The following is a 21232-nucleotide window of genomic DNA, read 5'->3' on the forward strand; positions in this document are numbered from 1 at the left end:
GACCGCTGTTGCTCCACCGGGCGACCCCGTGTCAGGCATTGTCGGGGCCTGCACCCTGGGAACGCCTGACACGGGACCCTCGGCGACCGGTGCCCTTCCGCTACTTCTTGGTCTCGGGGTCGATCTCGTCGGCCTCGACGTAGCTCTCGGTGACCCGGTCGCGGTGGTCGCGCGCGTCGGCCGTGGCTGCCCTGGCCTCCCGGTCGCGCGCGGCCGCCTCACGCTCGGCCTGCGCGACGCGCTCCTTGGCGGCCTCGGCCTCCTCCTGCGCCTGGCGGGCGGCCGCCTCCCGGGCCTCGGCGTAGTGCTCCCCGCCGGCTGCTCGCCGCCGGATCAGCTCTGCCTCCTCGTGCGCACGGACCCGGTCCCGCTCCCGCTTCCTGAGGAAGAACCAGACCGCGCCGAGCAGCACGAGGACCAGCACCGCGAGCAGCACCCACATCAGCCAGTTGTCCATGAGGCACCTCCTGTCGTCCTCCCCAACGTAGTCACGGTCGGCGCGGGCGGCGACCGCTGGACGCGGGCACCGCCATGACGCCGTTCGCTCCGACCCGGGTGCTGAACCTCAGGGGCTGGTATGGCGCAGGATGAGTGTGAGCGTGGGTGGGACCACGAGGGTGAGCGCTATGGCCGTCGAGGTCGCGAGGGTGTCGGGGTTCATTTCACTGGCGATGAGTACCAGGATGTAGGCGAGGGCGGCTCCAGCTCTGGCGATGATCGACCACATGGCGTAGGTCCGGCCCAGGGTGCGGTCTGGTGTCGTGCGAGCGACGTAGGTGTCGGTCATGACGCTCTCTGGCCCGAAGATGACTCCCCAGACGAACCAGGACAGCGGGAGTGCCCACCAAGGGCCGATGAAGCCTGAGGCTGCGATGAGCCCGTAGAGCGCGGCTGACCCCACGAGCACTCTGGGGATCAACACCTCGGGCCAGCGGATTCGACCCGCTAGCCACAGGCCGAGGAGAGCGCCGGCGCTGTAGGCAGACAAGGCGTACCCGTAGGCGCCATCTGGCGCGGCTGGGTCATCCTGAAGGGTCGGCACTCCGAGCGCGATCACGACACCACGAGAAGTGAAGAGAACAGCGTCGCGATGAACGTCGGCAACGTCCAGCTGGCCATCACTCGATGCAGCTCAGGAAGCGAAGGCGATGCCATGACCGGGATGGCCTGACCATCTCCAGCATCTTCCAAGTGACCGACTCCGCGCAGAAGAAGCAGGGCCAGGGCCAGCAGCACGAGTGAGCCGAAGAACCCAATGGTGCTGCCGCCAAGTCCCACCAGTAGGCCGGCCAGTGCCGGCCCAACCATCTGCGAGAGTGCTTGTCCCGCCTTCCGGACCACGGCCAGCGACGTCAGTTCGTGACGGTGAAGCACGCGCAGACCCGCCTCTGCCGCGGGATTGTCGAACGCTCCGACGGCGCCGAGCGTGACGCCGACCAGTGCGAATGCCCACATGGGCAACGGAGCGAGCAAGACGCTCAGCAAGGTGATTCTGGAAACCAGGCTCCACATCAGGAGGGCTCGCCGGGGTGCTCGGTCTGCCAACCAGCCGCCTCCCCATCCCGTGGCAGCTGAGAGGAGGAGTCTGCCGAGGAAGGTCAGAGCCAAGAGGGTCACGCTCTGTGTGAGTGCATAGACGGACAGCGGCACGAGCACGGTCACGACACCGTCGGCGAGTTCAGCCAGGAGGTAGGACGACAGGAGCGGACGCGTGCGTTGGTCTCGCCAGGGGCGGGGGTCTCGGCCCTGGGAGTGATGGGGGATCGGCATGACCGGCATACTCGGTGCTCAAGTGAGCTTGAACGCAAGCAAGGAGAGTGTTCGTGGGATCCCTGAGCATCGCCGACGTCGCCGCGCAGTCGGGTCTTGCACCCTCTGCGCTGAGGTACTACGAGAGTCTTGGTCTGATCAGTGCCCAACGGGACAGTCTGGGGCACAGGTGTTACTCGCGCCTGATGCTGCGGCGTCTCGGCCTCATCCGCCTTGGCCGCTCGCTCGGTCTCAGCTTGCAGCACATTGGCGGGGAACTTGGTCACCTGCCACCGCACCGCGCCCCCACGCGAGCAGAATGGCGCGAGATCTCCACTCGGTGGGACTCATTGCTACGAAACGAGATTGCCGCCCTGACGACCGCACGCAAGTCCCTCTCAGAATGCACTGAGTGTGGCTGCCTCAAGCCAACGTCGTGCACTCTCCTCGCAGCGTGATGGGGACGGTCTGAGAACGGCCAAACCAAGGTCCGAAACTCGACACGACAGCGACTCGCGACCGGCGGCAAAGTAGTGCGCCGCGGAGCCCGTTCGCTCAACCTCGTTGCGGGGACGCGATAGCGCTGCTCTGTCCTGACCTCGTGACCGGCCGAGGCTGCTCCCCGAGGCCGAAGGCAAGGCCCGTTCCCTCATCTACGGTTAGACACACGAGGGCGCGCGGCAACGTCACCGACATCGAGAGAGGAAGAGTCGTGAGCGACATCGCCGGCAACTCCCAGAGCCACTTCGAATTCCCACCCGTGGAGACCGCCCGGTCTCCTCAGACCGCGAAGGTCTTGAGCCGCCTGCACGAGGACATGTCGCGAGCTGCGAGCGGAACGCCCATGGACCACACAGGGGTCATTCTCGTCCTACACAAGGCCGTTATGGACCTTGCCTACGTTGTGGGCGGCCTTGAGGCGGAACGGCGTCACGACGCTGGGGATTCCGGTTCGCGACGGCACGTGAATGAGTTGATCGAGGGTCAAACCGTGGTGGCCTTGGCCGCCGGTACAACCTCATGGGCGACGTCGCGCAGTAGTCCGGACGCCTCGCGATCGATGATCTTCAGAACACGGTAGTCGCCGAAGCGGCCCGGCGCGGGACTCCTGCACCAGCCGGTGACGTATGACTTCTGAGCCCCAGATGTGACGAGGCGGTCGGCCGACCCGACCTGCGGCAAGAGCGGACATTCATGCCTCTGGTTCCCAGCGCAGGAACACCCAGTGTTCACCCGGGACGAGTTCGCGGGCCGCGTGCTCGACCGCCCGGAACCTTACTGAGACCTCTGGTGGAAAGTCCGCGATGCAGTAGGCCTCAGCCAAGGACACGCAATCAGCTTGCACGGCACGGATCTCGCCGTCGTACAGGAAGCGGGCCTCCACTGATCCCTGCGCGGATGACCCTTGGAACGCCACGGTCACTCCGCGTAGGTCGGCGGTCACCTGCTCCCAAAGGGCTCGCATCATTGACAGCATCACATCGGTCCTCATGTCCGCCACAGGTCGAGTATGACGCCGCCCGCTCATCGGCGAGACCGATTCCCAGCATGGTCGGACGCTACGCGCCCGCAGAGCGGCAGAGTCGGATACGACCGTGTTGGCGGCGCGGACGTCGTCTTGGAGCCGCGCATCGTTCTCAGAGCGTGAAATAGCCGGCTCGAAGAACGCTTGGCGGCTCCAAGACGACGTCGGACTCCGAAGGAGTACGTCTGACACTCGGCAGTTGAGTTATGTCACGACCATCGGCACGCAGAGCGCCGTGCTGACGGTTAGCGGCTCGCCAGCCGCATCGTGGGGCGTCCGTCGCTGAGGTCGACCTCGGCCCAGCCGGCAGGCCGCAGCCCGTGCGAGACCACGACCGTCGTCCGGTCGCTGTCGGAGGCCAGCCGGCCCAGCACCCTGCGCGCCGTGGGCTCGTCCAGGTGAGCGGTCGGCTCGTCCAGGAGCAGCACGGGGCGGCCGGACAGTATGCCGCGTGCCACGGAGAGGCGGGTGCGCTCGCCGCCGCTCAGGCCGGTCAGCGGTGTGTCCAGTCCGTCGCTGAGCCGGCTGAGCCAGTGCCCGAGGTCGGCTCCGTGGAGCGCCGCGACCAGCTCGCTGTCCTTGGCCTCCGGGCGGGCCAGCAGGAGGTTGCCCCGCACGGTGGCGGCGAAGGCGTGCGGCTCGTCGTCAACGACCGCGAACAGCGCGCGCGCCAGGTCGAGCTCGACCCGGCGTGCGTCGGCGTCGTCGAACTGGTAGCTGCCGGCCACGGGGTCGAGGTGGCGTGCGAGCACGGCGAGCAGGGTGGACTTGCCGACGCCGTTGGGGCCGGTCAGCACGACGGCGTCACCCGGCTGCAGGGTGAGGTCGGTCGCCGCCAGGTCGGAGGAGGTGCCGTGACCCCTCGGTTCCGGGGACCAGGACGCCTCCAGCCGGTCGGCGACGAGGGCGGGGTGCCGGGTGAGGGTCGCGAAAGGTGGCCGGGGGTCCGTGACCGCAGGCTCCTGGGTCAGAACGGCGGTGAGCCGATCCCGCGCGGCGTGGGCACGCGCCCGGGCGCCGAAGGCATCGGGCAACCCGGTCCAGGCCTCGGCCAGTGCCATGGGCGTGAGGGTGACGAGCGCGGCGACCGGGCCCGCCAACGTGCCGGAGGCGTGCGCGACCGCAGCCAGCCACGCGGTCGTGCCCACCGCACCGGAGACCAGCACCCACGTTGCGGCGATCATTACGCCGCGGGTCACACTCAGGGACCGGACCGCGCGGTCGGCCAGCACCTGCTGCCGGGCGACGCGGGACACGACCTGGTCGGCACCGCCGGTGGTGCCGGTGACCGACTGCACGGCGGTCAGCTGACTCGTCACGAGCGCCGTGAGCCGGTGGACCGCGCCCCGGTGGGCGACCGCGCGGCCGTGCGCCCGCTGCTCCAGCGCCTGCCCGGCGCGACCGAGCAGGAAGACGGCCAGCGTGCCGCCGGCGACGACCCAGCCGGCGGACGGCAGGAAGGCACCCACGACCAGGGCGGCCACCCCGCCTGCAATCGCGGTGTCGACGAGCGGCACCACGACGCGGACCTGCTCGTCCACCACATCGTCGAGATCCCGCACGACCGCGGTCAGCACGTCGCCGCGGCTGCGCCGGCCCAGCCGCGCCGGGGTCAGCGGGATGAGCCGGCGGTAGACCTGCGTGCGCTGGTGGGCGAGCTCTGCCAGGGCGACGTCGTGGGAGAGGACGCGTTCGGCATACCGCAGCACCGGCCGCGCCAGCCCGAAGGCGCGCACCCCGACGACGGCCACGAGCAGGGTGAGCACGACGGGCTGGTAGGACGCCTGCACGATCAGCCAACCCGACGTCGCCGTCAGCGCCACACCCGAGGCGGTGGCCAGGCCGCCGATCGTCGCGGCGATCCAGAGCCGCCGGCGCGGCGAGACCCTCCCCCACCGTCCCCGACCGGTCGGCGGCGCCTCCTCCTCGACCGGGCGCGCCGCCACGTGAGATTCCACCGCACCGGGCGCGCCGGCGAGGTCAGTTTCGATCCCAGCGGGCGCGCCGGGGCTGGTCGGGTCACCGAGCAGGGGGAGGTGCCAGCGCTGGTCCGCCAGGGCGGCCAGCTCGAGGTCGTGCGTCGCCACGATCACGCGCCGCCGCCGTGCCAGCTCGAGGATGACCTGCCGCAGCGCGGCAACCGTGTCCGGCGCGACGTGTGCTGTCGGCTCGTCGAGCAACACGAGCGGTGCCTCGGAGAGCAGTGCCCGCGCCAGCGCCAGTCGGCCGCGCTGGCCGGCCGAGAGACCGAAGCCGTCGTCGCCCAGCACAGTGTCCAGCCCACCGCGCCCGGCGATGGCCTCCCACAACCCGACCGAGCCCAGTGCCAGACGCATCTCACCATCGGTCGCCGCCGGTGCGGCGAGCGCGAGGTTCTCCCGCACGCTCCCCGGCAGCAGCAGGGGGCGCTGCGTCGCCAGGTGTGCCTCCGGTGCCTGCACGCTGCCCTCGTTCGGGACGCGCAGCCCGGCGAGCAGCTCCAGCAGGGTGGTCTTTCCTGCGCCGGACGGGCCGGTCAGGGCGGTCAGACCGGGGCCGGACGGGCTGGAGAGGTCGAGACCCCGCAGCGTGTCGGTTGCCCCAGGGTGGTGGTAGGACAGCCCGGCGGCGACGACGTCCTCGTCTGGCAGGGCGCCCGGTGGGGTGGAAACCGCCTTCGCCGACGGACCCGGTGGGGTGGAAACCGCCTTCGCCGACGTGCCCGGTGGGGTGGGAACTCGCTCGCCGGCGCGCTCGGTCGAGGGGGAGGCGGCGAGGCCCTCGCCCAGCGCCTCGAGCGCCGCGGCGCCGTCGGCCGCACTGTGGAACTCTGCGCCGACCCGCCGGACCGGCCAGTACGCCTCGGGCGCCAGCAGGATCGCTGTCATCGCCACCTGCAGGTCCATCGCGCCGTAGGCCAGCCGCAGGCCGACGCACACGGCGACCAGCGCGACCGAGATGGTGGCCAGCAGCTCCAGCGCCACGGTGCTCAGGAACGCCGTGCGCAGGGTCCGCACGGTCGCCAGCCGGTGACGGCGCCCCACCTCGGCCACGACACCCACCTGGCGCTCGGCGCGACCGTAGGCGACCAGCGTGGGCAGCCCCCGGACCACGTCGAGGAAGTGCCCGGACAGGTCGGTCAGGGCGCTCCAACGGCGCTCGGTCTCGGCCTGGGTGTGCTTGCCGATGAGCACGGCGAACACCGGGAGCAGCGGCAGGGTGAGGACGACGATCAACGCTGCCCACACGTCCACGACCACCAGCGTCACCACGGACAGCACCGGCACCACCGCTCCGGCGACGAGCGCGGGGAGGTACCGCGCGACATACGGCTCGACGGAGGCGACCCCCTCCGTCGCCCGGGTCAGGGCCACCTCCGGCGCCGGCCGGGCGCCCTCGGGCAGGCGGGCCCACCGGTGCAGCAGCTGCACGCGGATCCCCGAGGCGACGCGGTGACCGGCCCAGCCGCCCAGCCACTCCTGACCACCGGAGAGCAGGCCGCGGGTCAGCAGCAGCAGGACCGTCCAGGTCAGCGGTGTCATCACCCCGGCACCGGTCACCACCGCGCTCGCCAGCCAGGCCAGACAGACCGCCTGGGCGACGGCGACCGCACCCCCGGCTACCCCCGCCACGGACAGGGCCGCCACCGGGAGCCGGGCGGCCGGCACGTCCCGGAGCAGCGCGGGGTCGAACGGCCTCATCGGGTGTGCGCCGGCTCCTCGCCGACGGCCTGCGGGGTGGGGATGTGGTGACCACTGACGCGCTTGCGGAAGGTCCAGTAGGTGAACGCGGTGTAGGCCAGGACGACCGGGACGAAGAACGCCGCCACCCACGTCATGATCAGCAGCGTGTAGTCCGTCGACGACGCGTTGGTCGTGGTCAGGCTGAACGCGGGGTCGGTGCTGCTCGGCATCACGTCCGGGAACAGCGCGAAGAAGAGCGAGGCCACCGCCAGCCCGATCGCCGCGAAGGTGCCGGTGAAGGCCCAGCCCTCTGCGCCACGGCGGGCCAGGACGAGCGAGCCGCCCAGGGCCGCGGCAGCGAGACCGGCCACGAGCCAGGACAGGGCGGTGCCCGTGTCGCGGTGGATGATCGCCAGCCAGACCGCCGCCAGCACCGCGGTGACGCCGCCGACCCGCACTGCCAGCGCGCGCGCCTCGTGGCGGATGGGGCCGTCGGTCTTCAGGGCGAGGAACATTGCGCCGTGCGTGACGCTCAGGCCGAGCAGGACCACCCCGCCGAGCAGGGCCACCGGGTTGAGCAGGCTGAGGAAGCCACCGGTGTACTCCATCGACGCGTCGATCGGGACCCCGCGCACGATGTTGGTGAACGCGATGCCCCAGAGCACCGCCGGGACCACCGACCCGGCGACGATGCAGAGGTCCCAGCGCCTCCGCCAGACGGCGCTGTCGACCTTGCCCCGGTAGTCGAAGCCGAGCGCGCGCAGGATCAGCGCGACCAGGATGAGGAACAGGGGCAGGTAGAAGCCGGAGAAGAGGGTGGCGTACCAGTGCGGGAACGCCGCGAACATCGCCCCGCCGGCCGTGATCAGCCAGACCTCGTTGCCGTCCCAGACCGGGCCGATCGTGGACAGCATGACGCGTTTGCGGGTCTCGCCGTCCATCGCCTCGTCACCCTTCCCGAGCACCGGGAAGAGTGCGCCGACGCCGAAGTCGAAGCCCTCCAGGACGAAGTAGCCGACCCAGAGCACCGCGATGAGGACGAACCAGACGGTGGACAGTTCCATTGCTCTGCTTCCTTTCGGTATGCCGTGTGGCTCAGTAGGTGAAGACGAACGGCTGGTCGTCGGTCCGGTCCGCCGGGTCGAGGGACTTCCCGTCGTAGGGCTCGGCGCCGGCGCGGGTGTAGCGCAGGATGAGGCCGACCTCGATCACGGCGAGCACGCCGTAGAGCAGGGTGAACAGCACCATGGAGGTGAGCACCTCTGCGGTCGTCGTCCCGGGGGAGACGCCGGTCCGGGTGGTCATCAGACCGAAGACGAGCCACGGCTGGCGACCCATCTCGGTGAAGATCCAGCCCCAGGAGTTGGCGAGCAGCGGCAGGAACGCCACCGCCACGGCGGCCCAGTGCCAGAGCCGGTGCCGCATGTCCCAGCCCCTCCACAGCCACAGCAGGGCAGCGGCCGCGATCCCCATGGCGGCGAAGCCGAAGCCCATCATCAGCCGGAAGGTCCAGTAGGTGACCGGTACGACCGGGCGGTAGTTCTCCGCCTCGGTCAGCTCGTGGCCTGCGTAGGTGAGGGTGTACTCGGCCTGGAGGTCGTTGATGCCCTCGACGCCGCCCTCGAACGTGCCTGTGGACAGGTAGGACAGCAGCTTGGGGACCGTGAGGGCCCAGACCTCCTCGTGGCCGTCGAGGGTGCCGACGGTGATGATCGAGAACGGTGCGCCCTCGCCCTCGGGGACCGAGTCGTAGAGCGCCTCGGCCGCGGCCATCTTCATCGGCTGGACCTCGGTCATCACCTTGCCCTGGAGGTCGCCGGAGATGACGGTGCCGAGGCCGCCGACGAGGATCGTCACGGCGCCGATGGCGGCGGCCCGGCGGTACATCCGACGGTCGCTTGCGGGGGTCCGTGCGCGCCACACGTGCCACAGGGCGATGGCCAGCATGAAGCCTCCACCGGTCATCCACGCTGCGGCGAGGACGTGCGGGAAGGTCACCAGCTGGACCGGGTTGGTGAGGACGGCCCAGAAGTCGGTGAGCTCGGCCCGCCCGGTCTCGGGGTTGTTGACGAAGCCGACCGGGTGCTGCATGAAGGAGTTGGCGGCGAGGATGAAGTAGGCCGACAGGACGGTGCCGATGTGCACGATCCACATACATGAGGCGTGCAGCAGCTCGGGGATGCGGCCCCAGCCGAAGATCCACAGCCCGAGGAACGTCGACTCCAGGAAGAACGCGAGCAGCGCCTCGATCGCCAGCGGTGCGCCGAAGATGTCGCCCACGAAGCGGGAGTAGTCCGACCAGTTCATGCCGAACTGGAACTCCTGGACGATGCCGGTCACCAGGCCGAGGGCGAAGTTGATCGTGAACAGCTTGCCGAAGAACTTGGTCAGCCGCAGCCACTCCGGGTTGCGGGTGCGCATCCACAGTGTCTGCAGGATCGCGACCAGCAGGGACAGGCCGATCGTGATCGGCACGAAGAAGTAGTGGTAGACGGTCGTGATGCCGAACTGCCACCGGGCCAGCTCAAGGGCTTCCATGGGCGCTCCCACCTGTGTGACGGCCGGACGCAGCCTCTACTACGTCCGGTAGTTACACTACGCCACGTAGTAGGTCAGGTCGAGTCGTCCGCTGGTGAGTTGCCTCACTCCCTCGGGTTCCGGTGCCCTCCGGCACGCGCCTGGGCAGCCGCGACAGAGCCACGGCTGCCCAGACGGCGATCACTCGGTCAGTCGCGCGGGTCCTCCCGGAGCCGGAGCGTGCTGAGGATCGGGTCCAGCTGGCCGTTCTCGCCGACCAGCCGGACCGTCAGGTCACCGCCGGCGTGCTCGATCGTGACCGAGTGGGTGTCCGCGGCGAGCTTCCCGGCCTCCGCCTGCACGTCGTGCTCGTACAGCGCGACGTCCCCGCCGACCACGACGTCGAAGGTGCGCCGTCCGGCCTTGACGTTGTCGATCTCGGCGAACCCGAGCTCGACGTGGTAAGCCCCGGCCGGTGCGTCAGTGAAGACGTAGGAGAAGGTCGGGCCGGTCCGCTGGGTGCGGAACACAGGGTCCTCGTCAGTGCCGGCGATCTCCGCGTCCGTGGACCGCTGCGACCCGCCGACGTGACCCCAGGCGGACGTCGACGACTCGGGGTCCAGTGCCTGGTCGGGGGACCAGGTGAACCCGTTCGCGTCGACGTGCCCAGGACCTCCGGCGTCGACGCCCAACCAGTAGGCCGAGGTCGCCATACGGGCGCGCACCGGTTGCTCAGGGGCACGTCCGGCTGTCGAGGCCACGAGGACCTCACCGGTCAGGACCCCGGGCTCCGTGCCGGCGTTGTCGACCGTCACCGTGACGGTGGTGGTCTCACCGACCGCGAGCTCGGCCGTTCCCGCGGCGGCGTCCCCGGTCAGGGACAACCAGGGCAGGTCGGCGGGCTCACTGTCGCTGCCCCGCTCCGTGAGCGTCACGTCGAGCGGCGCGCTGCCCGCATTGGTCACGGTGAGTTCCGTCGTCGCGGTCCCGTCCGGGCCGAGCAGCCAGTCGAGCTCGCCGTCGACCTCGGCGATGCCGGTGGCCAGCACGGTGTCGAGCACCTCCGCCTGCCCCTTCTCGGTGAGGGTCACCAGGTCGCTGGTGGCGACGTAGTGGGGAGCGGAGACCTCGACGGTGTGCCCGCCGACCAGGGCCTGGGCCTTCCAGCGCCCGAGCTCGTCCGCGATGACAGTCCGGGAGCTGTCGTCGGCCTCGGCGGTCAGGGTGACGACCGCGCCGCCGACGGGTTTGCCGTCGTTGGCGTCGACGACCTCGCCCTCGATCGTGCCCGACTGCGGGAGGGTGTACTCCAGCCCCAGCCCCGGTGTCAGGACCGGTTCGTTGTAGGAGTACCGCTCCACCGGGTTGCCGACCAGGCTCTGGATGCCGATCGTCGCCGAGGACCCCTTGGTCAGCGGGTTCTCGCCGCCGACGCCGGGACCGTAGCCGATCTGGATGCGCCCGTCCTCGATGAGGGTCACCGAGAAGCTCACCCGCTGCGACGGGTCCGACCTGAAGACCAGGTTGCGGTACTCGATGACCTGTCCTCGCAACCCGTCGACCTCGGTCACGCCGACATAGATGCCCGCCTCGTCGTCGACGTCCAGCTCGTCCCAGAACGGATAGATCGCGTCGGCGTCGTCCCGGGTGGGCAGATCCGTGTTGGTCGACCTCGAGCGGGAACGGTCAAAGGTCATCATGCCGTTCGTCCCCACGCACACCCCGTCCCAGGCGGTGTCATAGAACGGGAAGTCGAAGGCGAACCACAGCACGCCGCAGCTGTACCGGCTGCTCCACCCGGTCTCGGTGGTGCCCTGTCGGTACAACCCGGTCGTCTCGGTCAGGGTGTAGGACCGCCCCGCAGGCACGACCGGCACCTCCTCGGGCTCCGGCTGGGTCGGTCCGGGTGCCTCCTTCTGTGCCTCGCGGGGGTCCAGCGTCACGCGCAGCGACGCGACGCTCGGTCGCCGGAGGCCTCGCGCGCCGCGCAGCTCGACGGTCAACGGACCACCGTCGTGCTCGACGACGGTGGTGCGCACGTCCGCGGTGCCCATGCCGACCGCCGCGGCGACGTCGTAGGCGTAGTGGGTCACCTCGCCGTTGACGAGGACGTCGAGGACGCGCCTGCCGGCCTCGGCATCCTCGATCTCCGCGAAGCCGAGCTCGACGAGGTAGCTGCCCTCGGGGGCGTCATCGAACGCGTAGGTCAGTCCGGTCCCGTCGGCAGTGCGCTGGGCCTGGAACAGGGCATCGTCGTCGGTGGCCAGCACGTCGGCCTCCGTGGCGGTCGTGCGGTCCTTGCCGAGGTATCCCCACGAACCGTCGCGCTGTGACTGGTCGGCCGACCAGTTGAAGCCGACGCCGTCCGTGAACGCCGACCCACCGGCGTTGACGGCGACCTGGAAGGCCGTGGTGGTCAGTGTGACCGGGACATACTCCTTGGACTGTCGCCCGGCGTCGGACCGCACGAGGATGTTCGCACCCAGGACCCCTGGCTCGAGCCCCTCGCTGGAGTAGGACACCTCGACCGTCATCGACTCGCCCGGTGCCAGCGTCCCGCCCGTCGTCGACAGCGAGAGCCACGGCAGGTCGGTCACGAGGTCGTCCTCGACGTCGACCAGCAGCACCTCGTCACTGAACTGGTCAACGGCCCACAGGGCACCGGTGGCATCGGTCGCCAGGCCACCGGCATTCCCCCTCTGCTGCCCGGGGAACCACCACGCGTTGACCAGGCTGCAGTCGACGGGGTCGACCTGCAGGAGTCGGGTGGGGCGGTCCGTGGTCCGGTCGGTGTACCAGATGGTGTCCGAGGTGGGGTTGTAGGCCAGCCCCATCACCTCGGGAAGGGGCGGTTCGCAGTAGGACAGGAACTCACCCGGCGTCTCGTGCGAGGTGCCGGCGACCGTGCCGATCGCGCCGATGCCGCGACCACCCACGTAGAAGACGTCGAGGTTGGCGTTGTAGGCGAGCCCGGTCAGCTGCGTGTTGGACCAGGCCCCCTCGATCTCCCGGGTCTTCTCGCCCGTCTCGCGGTCGAAACAGTGAATCAGGCTGGCCGGGCTGTCCTCGATCTGGCACATGTCACCGGTCAGGCTGTCGAAGGCCAGGTCGAAGGCGCGGAAGTCCGGGTTCCACTTCGCAGGGAACTCCTTGCCGGTCTTCTCTCCGGTCACGGTGTAGACCGCGTTGACCCGCTCGTTGTAGTCGTGGACCCACACGTCGCCGTCGAAGCCCACGCCGGTGGCAGAGGACATGTCGGTCGCGATCCGAGCCAGGACGTCACCACCGGAGTGAGTGCCGATCTGGTCGGCCTCGTCACCGGTTGGTGTGCGCGCTCCGTCGCCGGTGGTGGACTCTGCGAAGTCCTCCGGCGCTGCGCTGGCTGCCTCGTTCCATGCCGTCAGGTCGAGGGTGCTCTCCTCTCCGGTCACGGTGCGTGTCGTCACGTTGTCGCTGTCCAGCTCCGGGTGACGCTCCATCTCGCCCAGGTCGAAGGTGACCGGCGCCGTGCCCGGGTTGGTCAGGGTCAGGGTCCCGGTGCCGTTCTGGCCGGCTCCGAGCACCGCGTCCAGACCCTCGGGTGCCAGCCCGGCGATGCCGGTGGTGAGCTGCGCGTCGACCTCAGCCGTCGCATACAGCTCCTCGAGGGAGAACTCGTAGTCCTCGGTCACATAGTTGGGGGCCACCACGGTCATCGTGTAGTCGCCGGTGTGCAGCTGCCGATGGAAGGAGCCGTCCGCGCCGGTCGTGACGTCCTCGACCAGGCCGTCGGCGTCCGCGATCGTGACGGTGGCCCCGGCGATCGGGAGGCCGTCGTTGGCATCGGTGACCGTCGTGTCGACGTAGCCGAAGTCGGGCATGTCGTAGGTCACGACCATGCCCTCGTGCAGGACTGCCGCGTTCTCGGAGAACCGGATCCCGTCCTGCCCCTCCCAGCCCTGGATCCCGGTGAGGGACACCAGGCCTGCCGTCAGTGGGTCCTCGGCGCCCACGCCGTCGCCGTAGGCAAAGATCACGGTGCCGGAGCGGGTGATGGTGGTGGAGAAGCTGATGGGGGTCTCGGACTCGCGTGGGTAGTTCGACCCACCCCAGATGATGACGTCGCGATACTCGATCACGAAGGCGTCCTCACCGTCGACGGTGGTCTCCGCGGTGTAGATCCCGCCCTCGTCCAACCGGAGGGGGCTCTGGGTGTAGAACGGGAAGAGCGCTGCACCCCCGTGGCCGGGGCCGGAGGTCTGTGACTCCACGGCCACGACTCCACGCCTGCCGATGTTGAGGGTGTCGTGGCTGGTGTTGTAGATGGCCACCGGGAACGGCAGCTCGACCTGCGACCAGACGCCGGAGGTGAACACCACCTCGTCGGTGCCGGTGCGGAACTCGCCCTCGGACACCGCGCAGGTGTAGCCCCACTCGTCGACGACCAGCTCAACGGGGACCGTGACCGTCACGTCCTCGGCAACCCCCAGTGGCATGGTGAGCGGTGAGAAGCAGGCATTCGGCACGACCTCGAGGGTGTAGTCGCCCGTGGGGACGCCCGGGATCGTGAAGGTGCCGTCCGCGGCCGAGGTGACGGCCGGCAGCGGAGTGCGGGGGACAGAGACCGTGGCGTTCGGGACAGGCTCTCCGCCGGACAGCACGGTGCCGCTGACGGTATGCCGTGGCGCCACCTGGAGCGTGAGGTCCACCGTCACCTCCTCCCCGACCTCCACCGTGGTGGCGGCCGAGCCGTCGAGATAGCCGAACGCGGTGGCGGTGAGGTCGTACTCGCCGGCGGGCAGGTGCACCGAGAAGGTGCCGTCCTCGGCCGTGCCGACGGTCCGGGTGAACGGCCCGTCGAGGGTGACCTCGGCCCCGGCGACCGGCCCACCGTCTCCGGTCACGACACCGGTCAGGGTGCCGCCCTCCCGCGGAGCGAGCTGGATGAGCCGGGCCAGGTCGAGGCGTCCCTCGCCGTACTTGTTGTTGAAGTCGGCGGTGCCGCCGCACGCCGTGTCGTCGACGTCGACGGCCGAGTCCGCCAGCAGCTGGCGGGTCAGGTCGATCTGCCCGATGAGGGTCGGGTCGTAGCTCCACAGTGCGGCCACTGCGCCGGCGACGTGCGGCGCCGCCATGGAGGTGCCGCTGATCGTGTGGTAGCTGTTGCCCGGCCAGGCCGAGCGCACGCTCACACCGGGCGCGGAGATCTCCGGCTTGATCACACCGTCCTCGCCCTCGCCCTTGCGGGAGAAGGCTCCCAGGGTCCCCGTCGAGCCGAAGGCGCCGACGGAGTAGGCGTTCGGGTGCGAACCCGGCGAGGAGACGGTGTCGCAGGCCGCCCCCGGTGAGGTGTTCCCGGCCGACCAGACACCGAAGATCCCGGCGGCGCTCCACGCCTCGTTGATCGCGGTGTAGAAGTCCGAGTAGGCGCCCTCTGCACTCGAGCCCCACGAGTTGTTCACGATGTGGGGGCGCTTCGAGACGTCCGGGTTCTCGCCGTTGCGGTCGGTGGGGGCCAGGACCCACCAGCCGGACTCGAGCAGGGTCTGGAAGCCGGTGTCCTCACAGCACCCGTTGGTCGCGATCCACTGCGCGTCCGGGGCGACACCGATCTGGTTGCCCGCGTCGTCGGCACCCACCATGGTGCCCATGGTGTGGGTGCCGTGCCCGTTGTCGTCGCACGGCGCGTCGTCGCAACCGGTCCGGGTGTTGAACCAGTTGTAGTCGTGGTCGAAGGTGCCGTCGGCGTTGGTGCCGCGGTAGGCACCGACCAGGGCGGGGTGGTCGAACTGGACGCCCGAGTCGATGTTTGACACGGTGATGCCTGCCCCGGTGGCGCCCTGCTCCCACGCCTCGGGGGCGTTGATGAAGTCGAGCCCCCACTCGACGTCGGAGTCCTCGGCGGCGGCCGCGGCCGCACCGGCCGTGGGCGGCAGCGGCTCGACCAGGCCCACGTCGGGGGTGTCGTGGATCTCCACGACACCCCGGTCGGCGGCCAGTTCCAGCGCGAGGTCCTCGGTGCCGCCCGTGACGAGGACGACGTTCGCCACCGGGAACGACTCGTAGTCCACGCCCGCTGCCTCGAGCTCCGGTGCCACCCTGGCGAGGGAAGCCGCGGCGTGCTCGGCGAGGGTGTCGTAGACGAACTGCCCCCGTTCGGTCCAGTCCGTGATGTCCGCAGCCGGCGCGAGGTCCGGCCGGTCGGCAAAGGCGATCCAGAAGTCCGTCGTCTGCTCGCTGCGGAACGCGTGACGCAGCTCCGGCACGATCTTGTCGGCCTCTGCTCCGGACTCTGTGGTGGGAGCGGCGGTGTGGGAGGGGCCCGGGACGGCCGACGCCGTCGGCGCACCCACTCCCAGTCCGGTCACCATGGCCAGGGACATCAGGACGGCTAGGCGTCTCATCAGGTTTCCTTTCGCACGCCAGCAGGTGGCGTTTGTCGGCGCGGGTCGCCGCTGGGTCCTACGGGGCTAGCTGGTGCTGCTCGGCACTCGTGGAGAGGTGGGGATCCGCGGGGACCGGGGAGGTTGTCAGAGGGGTTGGTAGGGGTCGCGCGGTGCAGGTTCGTGCTCACGACCCTGGGGAGGCGCACCCGCCGCCGTGTCCGTCGGGTCCGCTGGCGGCGCCGGGGTCGGTTCGGGGGCCTTCGGGCCGCGGTCGTTCTCAGGCATGCGCCCCTCCAGGGATCCGGATCATGGGTCCCCATGCTGGAGGGTGCGGTCGGGCGCCGCTATCCTGCGGATCCGTTAATCATCACGACCCGGACAGATATCCGGTGTCCTCGGCGAATACGCCGGTCTCGACGGCGCGCACGGCCAGCGCGGTGCGCGAGGGTGCGCTCAGCTTGCGCATCGCCGAGCGGACCTGCTGCTCCACCGTGGCAGGTGACTTGGACAGGATCCGACCGATCTCACGGTTGGTCTTGCCGGCCACCACGAGTCGGACCACCTCCAGCTCGCGGGGGGAGAGCCGGTCACCGTACCCACGGCGACCTCCCCGCCACGGGCGCGGCACGGCGGCGTCGTTGGCCCGCAGCTCCTGGGCGACCCGGTCGGCGTCCCCACGGGCGCCGAGCCGGAAGAGCTGCTCGTAGACCGCGGTCAGGAGCTCTCGGCCAGCCTGGTCTCCGCCGGCTGACAGCAGCGCCCCGGCCTGCCGCTCGCGGGCGAGCAGGGCGTCGTAGGGCCGCGGTAGCGCGTCCCAGGCCCGGGCCGCCCGGGCGAAGGCACGCGCTGTTCGGTGATGGTCTCCGTCGGCGGCCAGCAGCAGGGCGCGGCACAGGGTGAGTGCGGCGCGGGCACCTGGGGCGTTGCGGTGCCGGAGGCCCCTGGCCAGGCGGGTCGTCAGCCGGCGTGCTCCTGCGGGATCCCCGGCGGCGATCAGAGCCTCCACCCGCACCGGCGCGATCTCGGTGGCCCACACCCAGACCCGTTTCTCCTCCACCATGCGCAGGGGGCTCTCGGTGACGCGCAGCGCCTTGCCGGGCTCACCGTCACCGAGTGAGAGCCGCGCCAGTGCTGCTGCCGGTTCCAGGGTGTCGTCGAGCGCACCGAGGCGGGTCGCCTCGTCGAGGGCCAGTCGGAACTGCTCCTGGGCTGTTCGCCGGCGGCCCCGCGCCGCTGCGAGGCGGGCGCTGAGCCGGACGCTGGCCAGATAGGCCCCGGGTCGGTCGCGGTTCAGCTCGCCCAGCTCCTCGGCCCGCTCGGCGAGACCCTCCCATCGACCCGTGAACCAGTCCAGGTTCGCCTGTTCGAGGCGAATGTTGTTCTGCAGCCGCTCCGACTTCTCGGACTCGGCGAGCAGGAGCGCGTGCGCCAGGTGCCGGCCAGCGTCGGAGTAGCGGCCCCACAGCAGGGCACCGGTGCCGATGTTGGCATTGATCCGCGCGATGTCCAGTCGTTCGGCCGGGCTCGACGCGTCAGCGGGAAGGTCCGCGATCGCGTCCCAGGCCGCCTCCTCGCCGAGCATGAGCAGCGCGGCGGCGCGGTTGCCAGCCAGGGACAGGCGGTCGGCGGGGGAGTGGATAGCCGGCACGAGCTCGGCGGCACGCTGCAGCCACCGCAGGTGGGTGGACGCCGGCCACGGACCCGCGAAGGCCCAGCCCAGGTAGGTCATGACCTTGGCGGCCTCCACCGGGTCATGGCCGAGGTGGGCCACCGCCTGCTCGAGCTCGGCCAGCGCCGCCTCGGCCTCGCCGGTGTTGATCAGCAGCCGACCGAGGTAGTTGCGGATCTCCCCCTGCTGGCGGTCGCTGAGGTCGGTCGACTCGAGCGTGCGGCGCAGGGTGCGGACCAGGTGGTGGTAGATCTCGTCGACGGTCTCCCGCCGACCGAGGGCCGCGAGCGCCGCCGTCCGCGCGATTCTCGGCCGGTCGGACGGCGGGATGTCCGCCGTGGACAGCAGGTCGTCGAGGTGGAGGACCGCGGAGGTGTGGTCCCCCGAGTCGATGGCCCGGTGCGCTGTCTGCTCGGCATAGGTGACCCACGAGGAGTCGTCGCCGGCCTCCCGGAAGTGGCGGGCCAGCTGGGCGATCGGCTGCGGGCTGAGTCCGGCGAGCGCACGGCCGGCACGTCCGTGCAGCAGCCGCCGCTCCGGTGCGGGGATCGACTCGTAGACAGCGGTGGCGGCCAGGCCGTGCCGGAACCGCCACCGCCCGCGGTCGTCGCCGTCGAGGAGGCCGGCTGCGGCCGCATCGGCCAGGCCGGCACGGCACCCGGCGGGACCCAGCCCCGTGGTCGCGGAGATGACCTGCTCGCTGTGCGGCTCACCCAGGGCTGCCGCGGCGCGCAGCACGGCCTGGGCCGACGTCGAGAGCCTCCCGACCCGCTCCCGCGTGGAGTCGCGGACGGTCGGCGGCACCTGCAGGTCGCTCAGGCTCAGCCGGACCCACGTCCCGGCCCGGAACACGAGGTCGGCCCGGTCGCACAGCAGCCGTACCGACTCCTCGACGGCGAGGGGGATACCGTCGGTCCGTTCGTGCAGGAACGCGGCGAACTCCTCCGACATCGGTCGCCGGTCCAGCATCGAGGACACGAGTGACGCTGTCCCGTCCCGGTCCAGGGGTGCCAGGAGGATCCGCACCTGGGTGGTCCCGGCGGGTAGGCGGGACGACAGCCGCAGCAACAGCGACTGGTCGTCGAGGTCCTCGGGTCGGTAGGTGAGCACCAGGTCCGGCCGGTCGGCCTCGTGGCGGGAGGTGAGGAAGAGCAGGAACTCCAGCGTGACCTCGTCGGCCCACTGCACGTCCTCGACGACCAGCAGGTCGACCCCGAGTGCCCGGACCAGCTCGGTGAGGGCCCGGAAGAGCCTGTGCCGGGAGGCCGTGGCGTCGTCGAGGGGGCCGGGGGCCGGTGGGAGATCGGCGGACCACTCGGGGAACAGCGGCCGCAGTGCCCCGGCGAGCTCGGTGAGCACCACACCGGCCAGTGTCGGCTGGGCAGCGCGGAGGGCATCGACGACAGGTCCCAGCGTCAGTGACTCCCGGAACGGCGGGCACACGGCCATCAGCCGGGTCCGCCGGGCCGTCGGGTCAGCTGTGAGGGCCTCCTGCACCAGGCGGCTCTTGCCGATCCCGGCCTCGCCCTCCACCAGCACCACGGCCGGTGAGCGGGTCAACGCATCGGTCAGCGTCGTCAGCTGTCGGTCCCGTCCGACGAGCCTCGGTGCCGACACCGGGGGAACAACGGACGAGGAGGGTCCCTGGACCTGGGGCATGAGTCGTCAGAGCTCGAATCTCCCCGTCAACGGACCCGGGGCTGGTCAGTGGGGCCGTGAGCGAACCGCGGCGATGGCGTCTGCGGGACCACCGTCGCCCCGTCCGCAAAGTCACTGATCACGGTGTGGAGCATCCCGAGGGAGTCTGGCACACGCGCTCAGAGGGGGTCAGCCGTGAGCGGCGCGGAGCTACCCGGCCGTTTCTCGTCGCGCTCGTGACGTCTGGCTCGCCGTCACGCCCAGAGCGCCCAGGCCAGCAGCGCCCACGGCAGCAGCCCCAGCACGATGGCAGCCAGGGCCACGGCGAACACGGTGGGCTGGAACCTGAGGTGCCCGGGCAGAGCGCGGATCCGGACGGCGGCGTCGCCCTCCGCGGCGGCGTCGCTGAGTGTCGCCCGCGGGTGCCCCTGGCCGGCCATCGTCACCAGGGCGCCGCCCATCGCGCTGACGCCCACCCGGCGGGCCGCCTGCCGGTCGGCGAGCAGCTCGATCAGCAGGTGCACCTCGGCCAGGGCCGGCTCGCTGCGGACCCTGGCGGGCACCGTGCGGTGCAGCACGGTGAAGAACTCCAGCATGAGATCGTGCCGGGAGCGCACGTGGGCGTGCTCGTGGGCGAGCACGGCGTCCAGCTCGGCGGCGGACAGGGCGTTGACGGCGCCCTGGGTGAGCACGACGCGTGACTGCAGCCCGGGGAGGCAGTATGCCGAACGGCCGGGGTGGTCGAGCACGCGGAGCCTGCCGTCGGTCCGGCTGGCGACGACGTCGACGACGTGCCGCTGCTCCCGACGGTTGCTGCGCAGGGATCGTCCCACCAGGTGTCCCGAGCGCAGCAGCAGCACCGCCATGCCGCCGCTCAGCGCGACCGCGACCGCGAGGACCAGCGACAACCGGAGGGGTCCGTCGAGGACCGTGGGCGCGGCGTCGTCCGGGCTCACCAGCGACAGCGCGGCTGCAGGTGCGGTCAGCAGGGCTGCCGACACGCCCGTGAGGCCGGCGACCTGCCAGAGGGTCAGCGCGGCCGCCGGGGTCCGCCGCAACCAGCTGAGACGGGGGAGCAGCCGTGGCAGCAGGACGGAGGAGACGACGGCGAGGACGCCCAGGGCCAGGACCGGCAGCGCGGAGGACACTGCGTCGACCGGGTCAGCCGGCGTCCCGCTCGGTGACCTCGGCCAGGGCCGCCCGCAGGTCGGCGATCTCGCTGGGGGACGCCTCGCCCAGGAAGTGCAGCATCGCAGCCTTCCGGTCGTCGGCGTCCAGGGCCTCGAGGCTGCCCCGCATCGTCGCGGCCGTCATCTCCTCCCGCGAGGCCGCGGGGGCGTACTGCCAGGCCCGGCCGTCACGGGTGCGGGTGACCACCTTCTTCTTGCTCAGGCGGTCGAGCACGGTCATCACCGTGGTGTAGGCCAGGTCGCGGTCCTCCCCGAGGCGGGCGTGCACGTCACGCACACTCAGCCGGCCGTCAGCATCCCAGAGGACATCCATGACGGCGCGCTCCAGGTCACCAAGACTCGTTCCGAACGGCCACATGCTCCCAGGGTACGTCGCCGACGCACGATCTCCTACGCCGCGTAGTGGCCATCGGTCGGTCTCCGGACCGAGGTCGTCGCACGGTGGTCGTGCCGTCGCTCCCGAAGTGCAGTTGGATGTATACCCCTCATGGGTATATGGTGCTGCCACGGAGATACCTAGAGGGGGTATCTGTTGACGGAAGGAACGACCATGGAGACGCGTGAGTACCAGGTGACGGGCATGACCTGCGGACACTGCGAGATGTCGGTGCGCGAGGAGGTCGAGCAGATCGCGGGTGTGCAGGGCATCGAGGTCAGTGCGGAGACGGGGCGGCTCGTCGTGACCGCCGGCCAGCCGGTGGAGGATGCCGCGGTCCTCGCAGCGGTGGACGAGGCCGGCTACCAGGCGGTGCGGGTCTGATGAGCGTCGCCGCCCGACTCGGGCTGTACGGCGCAGGCCTGGTGGTGGTCTTCGCGGCCTCCGCCGGCGTGGCGAGCGTCGTCGTCCCCGAGGAGACCGTGCAGTCCTGGACCCAGCAGGTCGAGGGTCCCGAGCAGGTCGACACCGACCACTGATC

General features: G+C 70.7%; 14 protein-coding genes. 3 read left to right on the top strand and 11 right to left on the bottom strand.

Features of this window, described 5'->3' with window-relative positions; genetic code table 11:
* Positions 1–100 precede the first annotated feature (100 nt).
* From DA085_RS07955 to DA085_RS07965, 3 genes are all read right to left on the bottom strand, one after another.
* Positions 101–457 (bottom strand): hypothetical protein, encoded by a 357-nt coding sequence (locus DA085_RS07955; protein ID WP_109472431.1) that lies wholly within the window; start codon positions 455–457, stop codon positions 101–103.
* 108 nt (positions 458–565) lie between these two features.
* Positions 566–922, bottom strand: a complete 357-nt coding sequence (locus DA085_RS07960) for a hypothetical protein (protein ID WP_154402133.1) — start codon at positions 920–922, stop codon at positions 566–568.
* Positions 923–1053: 131 nt separating this feature from the next.
* Positions 1054–1779: an MFS transporter gene (locus tag DA085_RS07965; protein WP_109472433.1), complete on the bottom strand. Its 726-nt coding sequence runs from the start codon at positions 1777–1779 to the stop codon at positions 1054–1056.
* A gap of 44 nt (positions 1780–1823) precedes the next feature.
* On the opposite strand from DA085_RS07965, the gene DA085_RS21995 reads away from it, so the two are divergent.
* Entirely contained in the window at positions 1824–2207 is a 384-nt protein-coding gene (locus tag DA085_RS21995) for a MerR family DNA-binding protein (RefSeq protein WP_161958448.1), read from the top strand.
* A gap of 734 nt (positions 2208–2941) precedes the next feature.
* On the opposite strand, the gene DA085_RS07980 is transcribed toward DA085_RS21995, so the two are convergent.
* The 8 genes from DA085_RS07980 to DA085_RS08015 form a co-directional block, all read right to left on the bottom strand.
* The gene (locus tag DA085_RS07980) at positions 2942–3241 is read right to left on the bottom strand and encodes a MafI2 family immunity protein (protein ID WP_474100141.1); all 300 of its coding nucleotides are present in this window, start codon (positions 3239–3241) and stop codon (positions 2942–2944) included.
* A 278-nt stretch (positions 3242–3519) separates the two neighbouring features.
* On the bottom strand, positions 3520–6954 hold the full coding sequence (gene cydD / locus DA085_RS07985; RefSeq protein ID WP_109472437.1) for a thiol reductant ABC exporter subunit CydD: 3435 nt from the start codon (positions 6952–6954) through the stop codon (positions 3520–3522).
* The gene (gene cydB, locus DA085_RS07990) at positions 6951–8000 is read right to left on the bottom strand and encodes a cytochrome d ubiquinol oxidase subunit II (RefSeq protein ID WP_109472438.1); all 1050 of its coding nucleotides are present in this window, start codon (positions 7998–8000) and stop codon (positions 6951–6953) included. The genes cydD and cydB overlap by 4 nt, the downstream gene beginning before the upstream one ends.
* 31 nt (positions 8001–8031) lie before the next feature.
* Positions 8032–9474 (bottom strand): cytochrome ubiquinol oxidase subunit I, encoded by a 1443-nt coding sequence (locus DA085_RS07995; RefSeq protein ID WP_109472439.1) that lies wholly within the window; start codon positions 9472–9474, stop codon positions 8032–8034.
* 188 nt (positions 9475–9662) lie between these two features.
* Positions 9663–15836 carry a S8 family serine peptidase gene (locus DA085_RS08000; RefSeq protein WP_109472440.1) on the bottom strand — a complete coding sequence of 2058 codons (6174 nt, stop codon included), beginning with the start codon at positions 15834–15836 and terminating at the stop codon, positions 9663–9665.
* A gap of 349 nt (positions 15837–16185) precedes the next feature.
* Positions 16186–19104 (bottom strand): AAA family ATPase, encoded by a 2919-nt coding sequence (locus DA085_RS08005; protein ID WP_202619151.1) that lies wholly within the window; start codon positions 19102–19104, stop codon positions 16186–16188.
* 275 nt (positions 19105–19379) lie between these two features.
* Positions 19380–20273, bottom strand: coding sequence for a M56 family metallopeptidase (locus DA085_RS08010; RefSeq protein ID WP_109472442.1), 894 nt, complete (start codon positions 20271–20273; stop codon positions 19380–19382).
* Between the two features lie 13 nt (positions 20274–20286).
* A complete protein-coding gene (locus DA085_RS08015; RefSeq protein WP_109472443.1) occupies positions 20287–20673 on the bottom strand; it encodes a BlaI/MecI/CopY family transcriptional regulator in 387 nt (128 codons plus the stop codon).
* 192 nt (positions 20674–20865) lie between these two features.
* Between DA085_RS08015 and DA085_RS08020 the strand changes: the two genes are divergently transcribed.
* Both DA085_RS08020 and DA085_RS20910 read left to right on the top strand, forming a co-directional pair.
* Positions 20866–21075 carry a heavy-metal-associated domain-containing protein gene (locus DA085_RS08020; RefSeq protein ID WP_109472444.1) on the top strand — a complete coding sequence of 70 codons (210 nt, stop codon included), beginning with the start codon at positions 20866–20868 and terminating at the stop codon, positions 21073–21075.
* Entirely contained in the window at positions 21075–21230 is a 156-nt protein-coding gene (locus tag DA085_RS20910; protein ID WP_154402135.1) for a hypothetical protein, read from the top strand. The genes DA085_RS08020 and DA085_RS20910 overlap by 1 nt, the downstream gene beginning before the upstream one ends.
* The last annotated feature ends 2 nt before the right edge of the window (positions 21231–21232 follow it).

Origin of the sequence: Ornithinimicrobium cavernae, assembly GCF_003121625.1 — a bacterium.
Lineage (GTDB): Bacteria > Actinomycetota > Actinomycetes > Actinomycetales > Dermatophilaceae > Ornithinicoccus > Ornithinicoccus cavernae.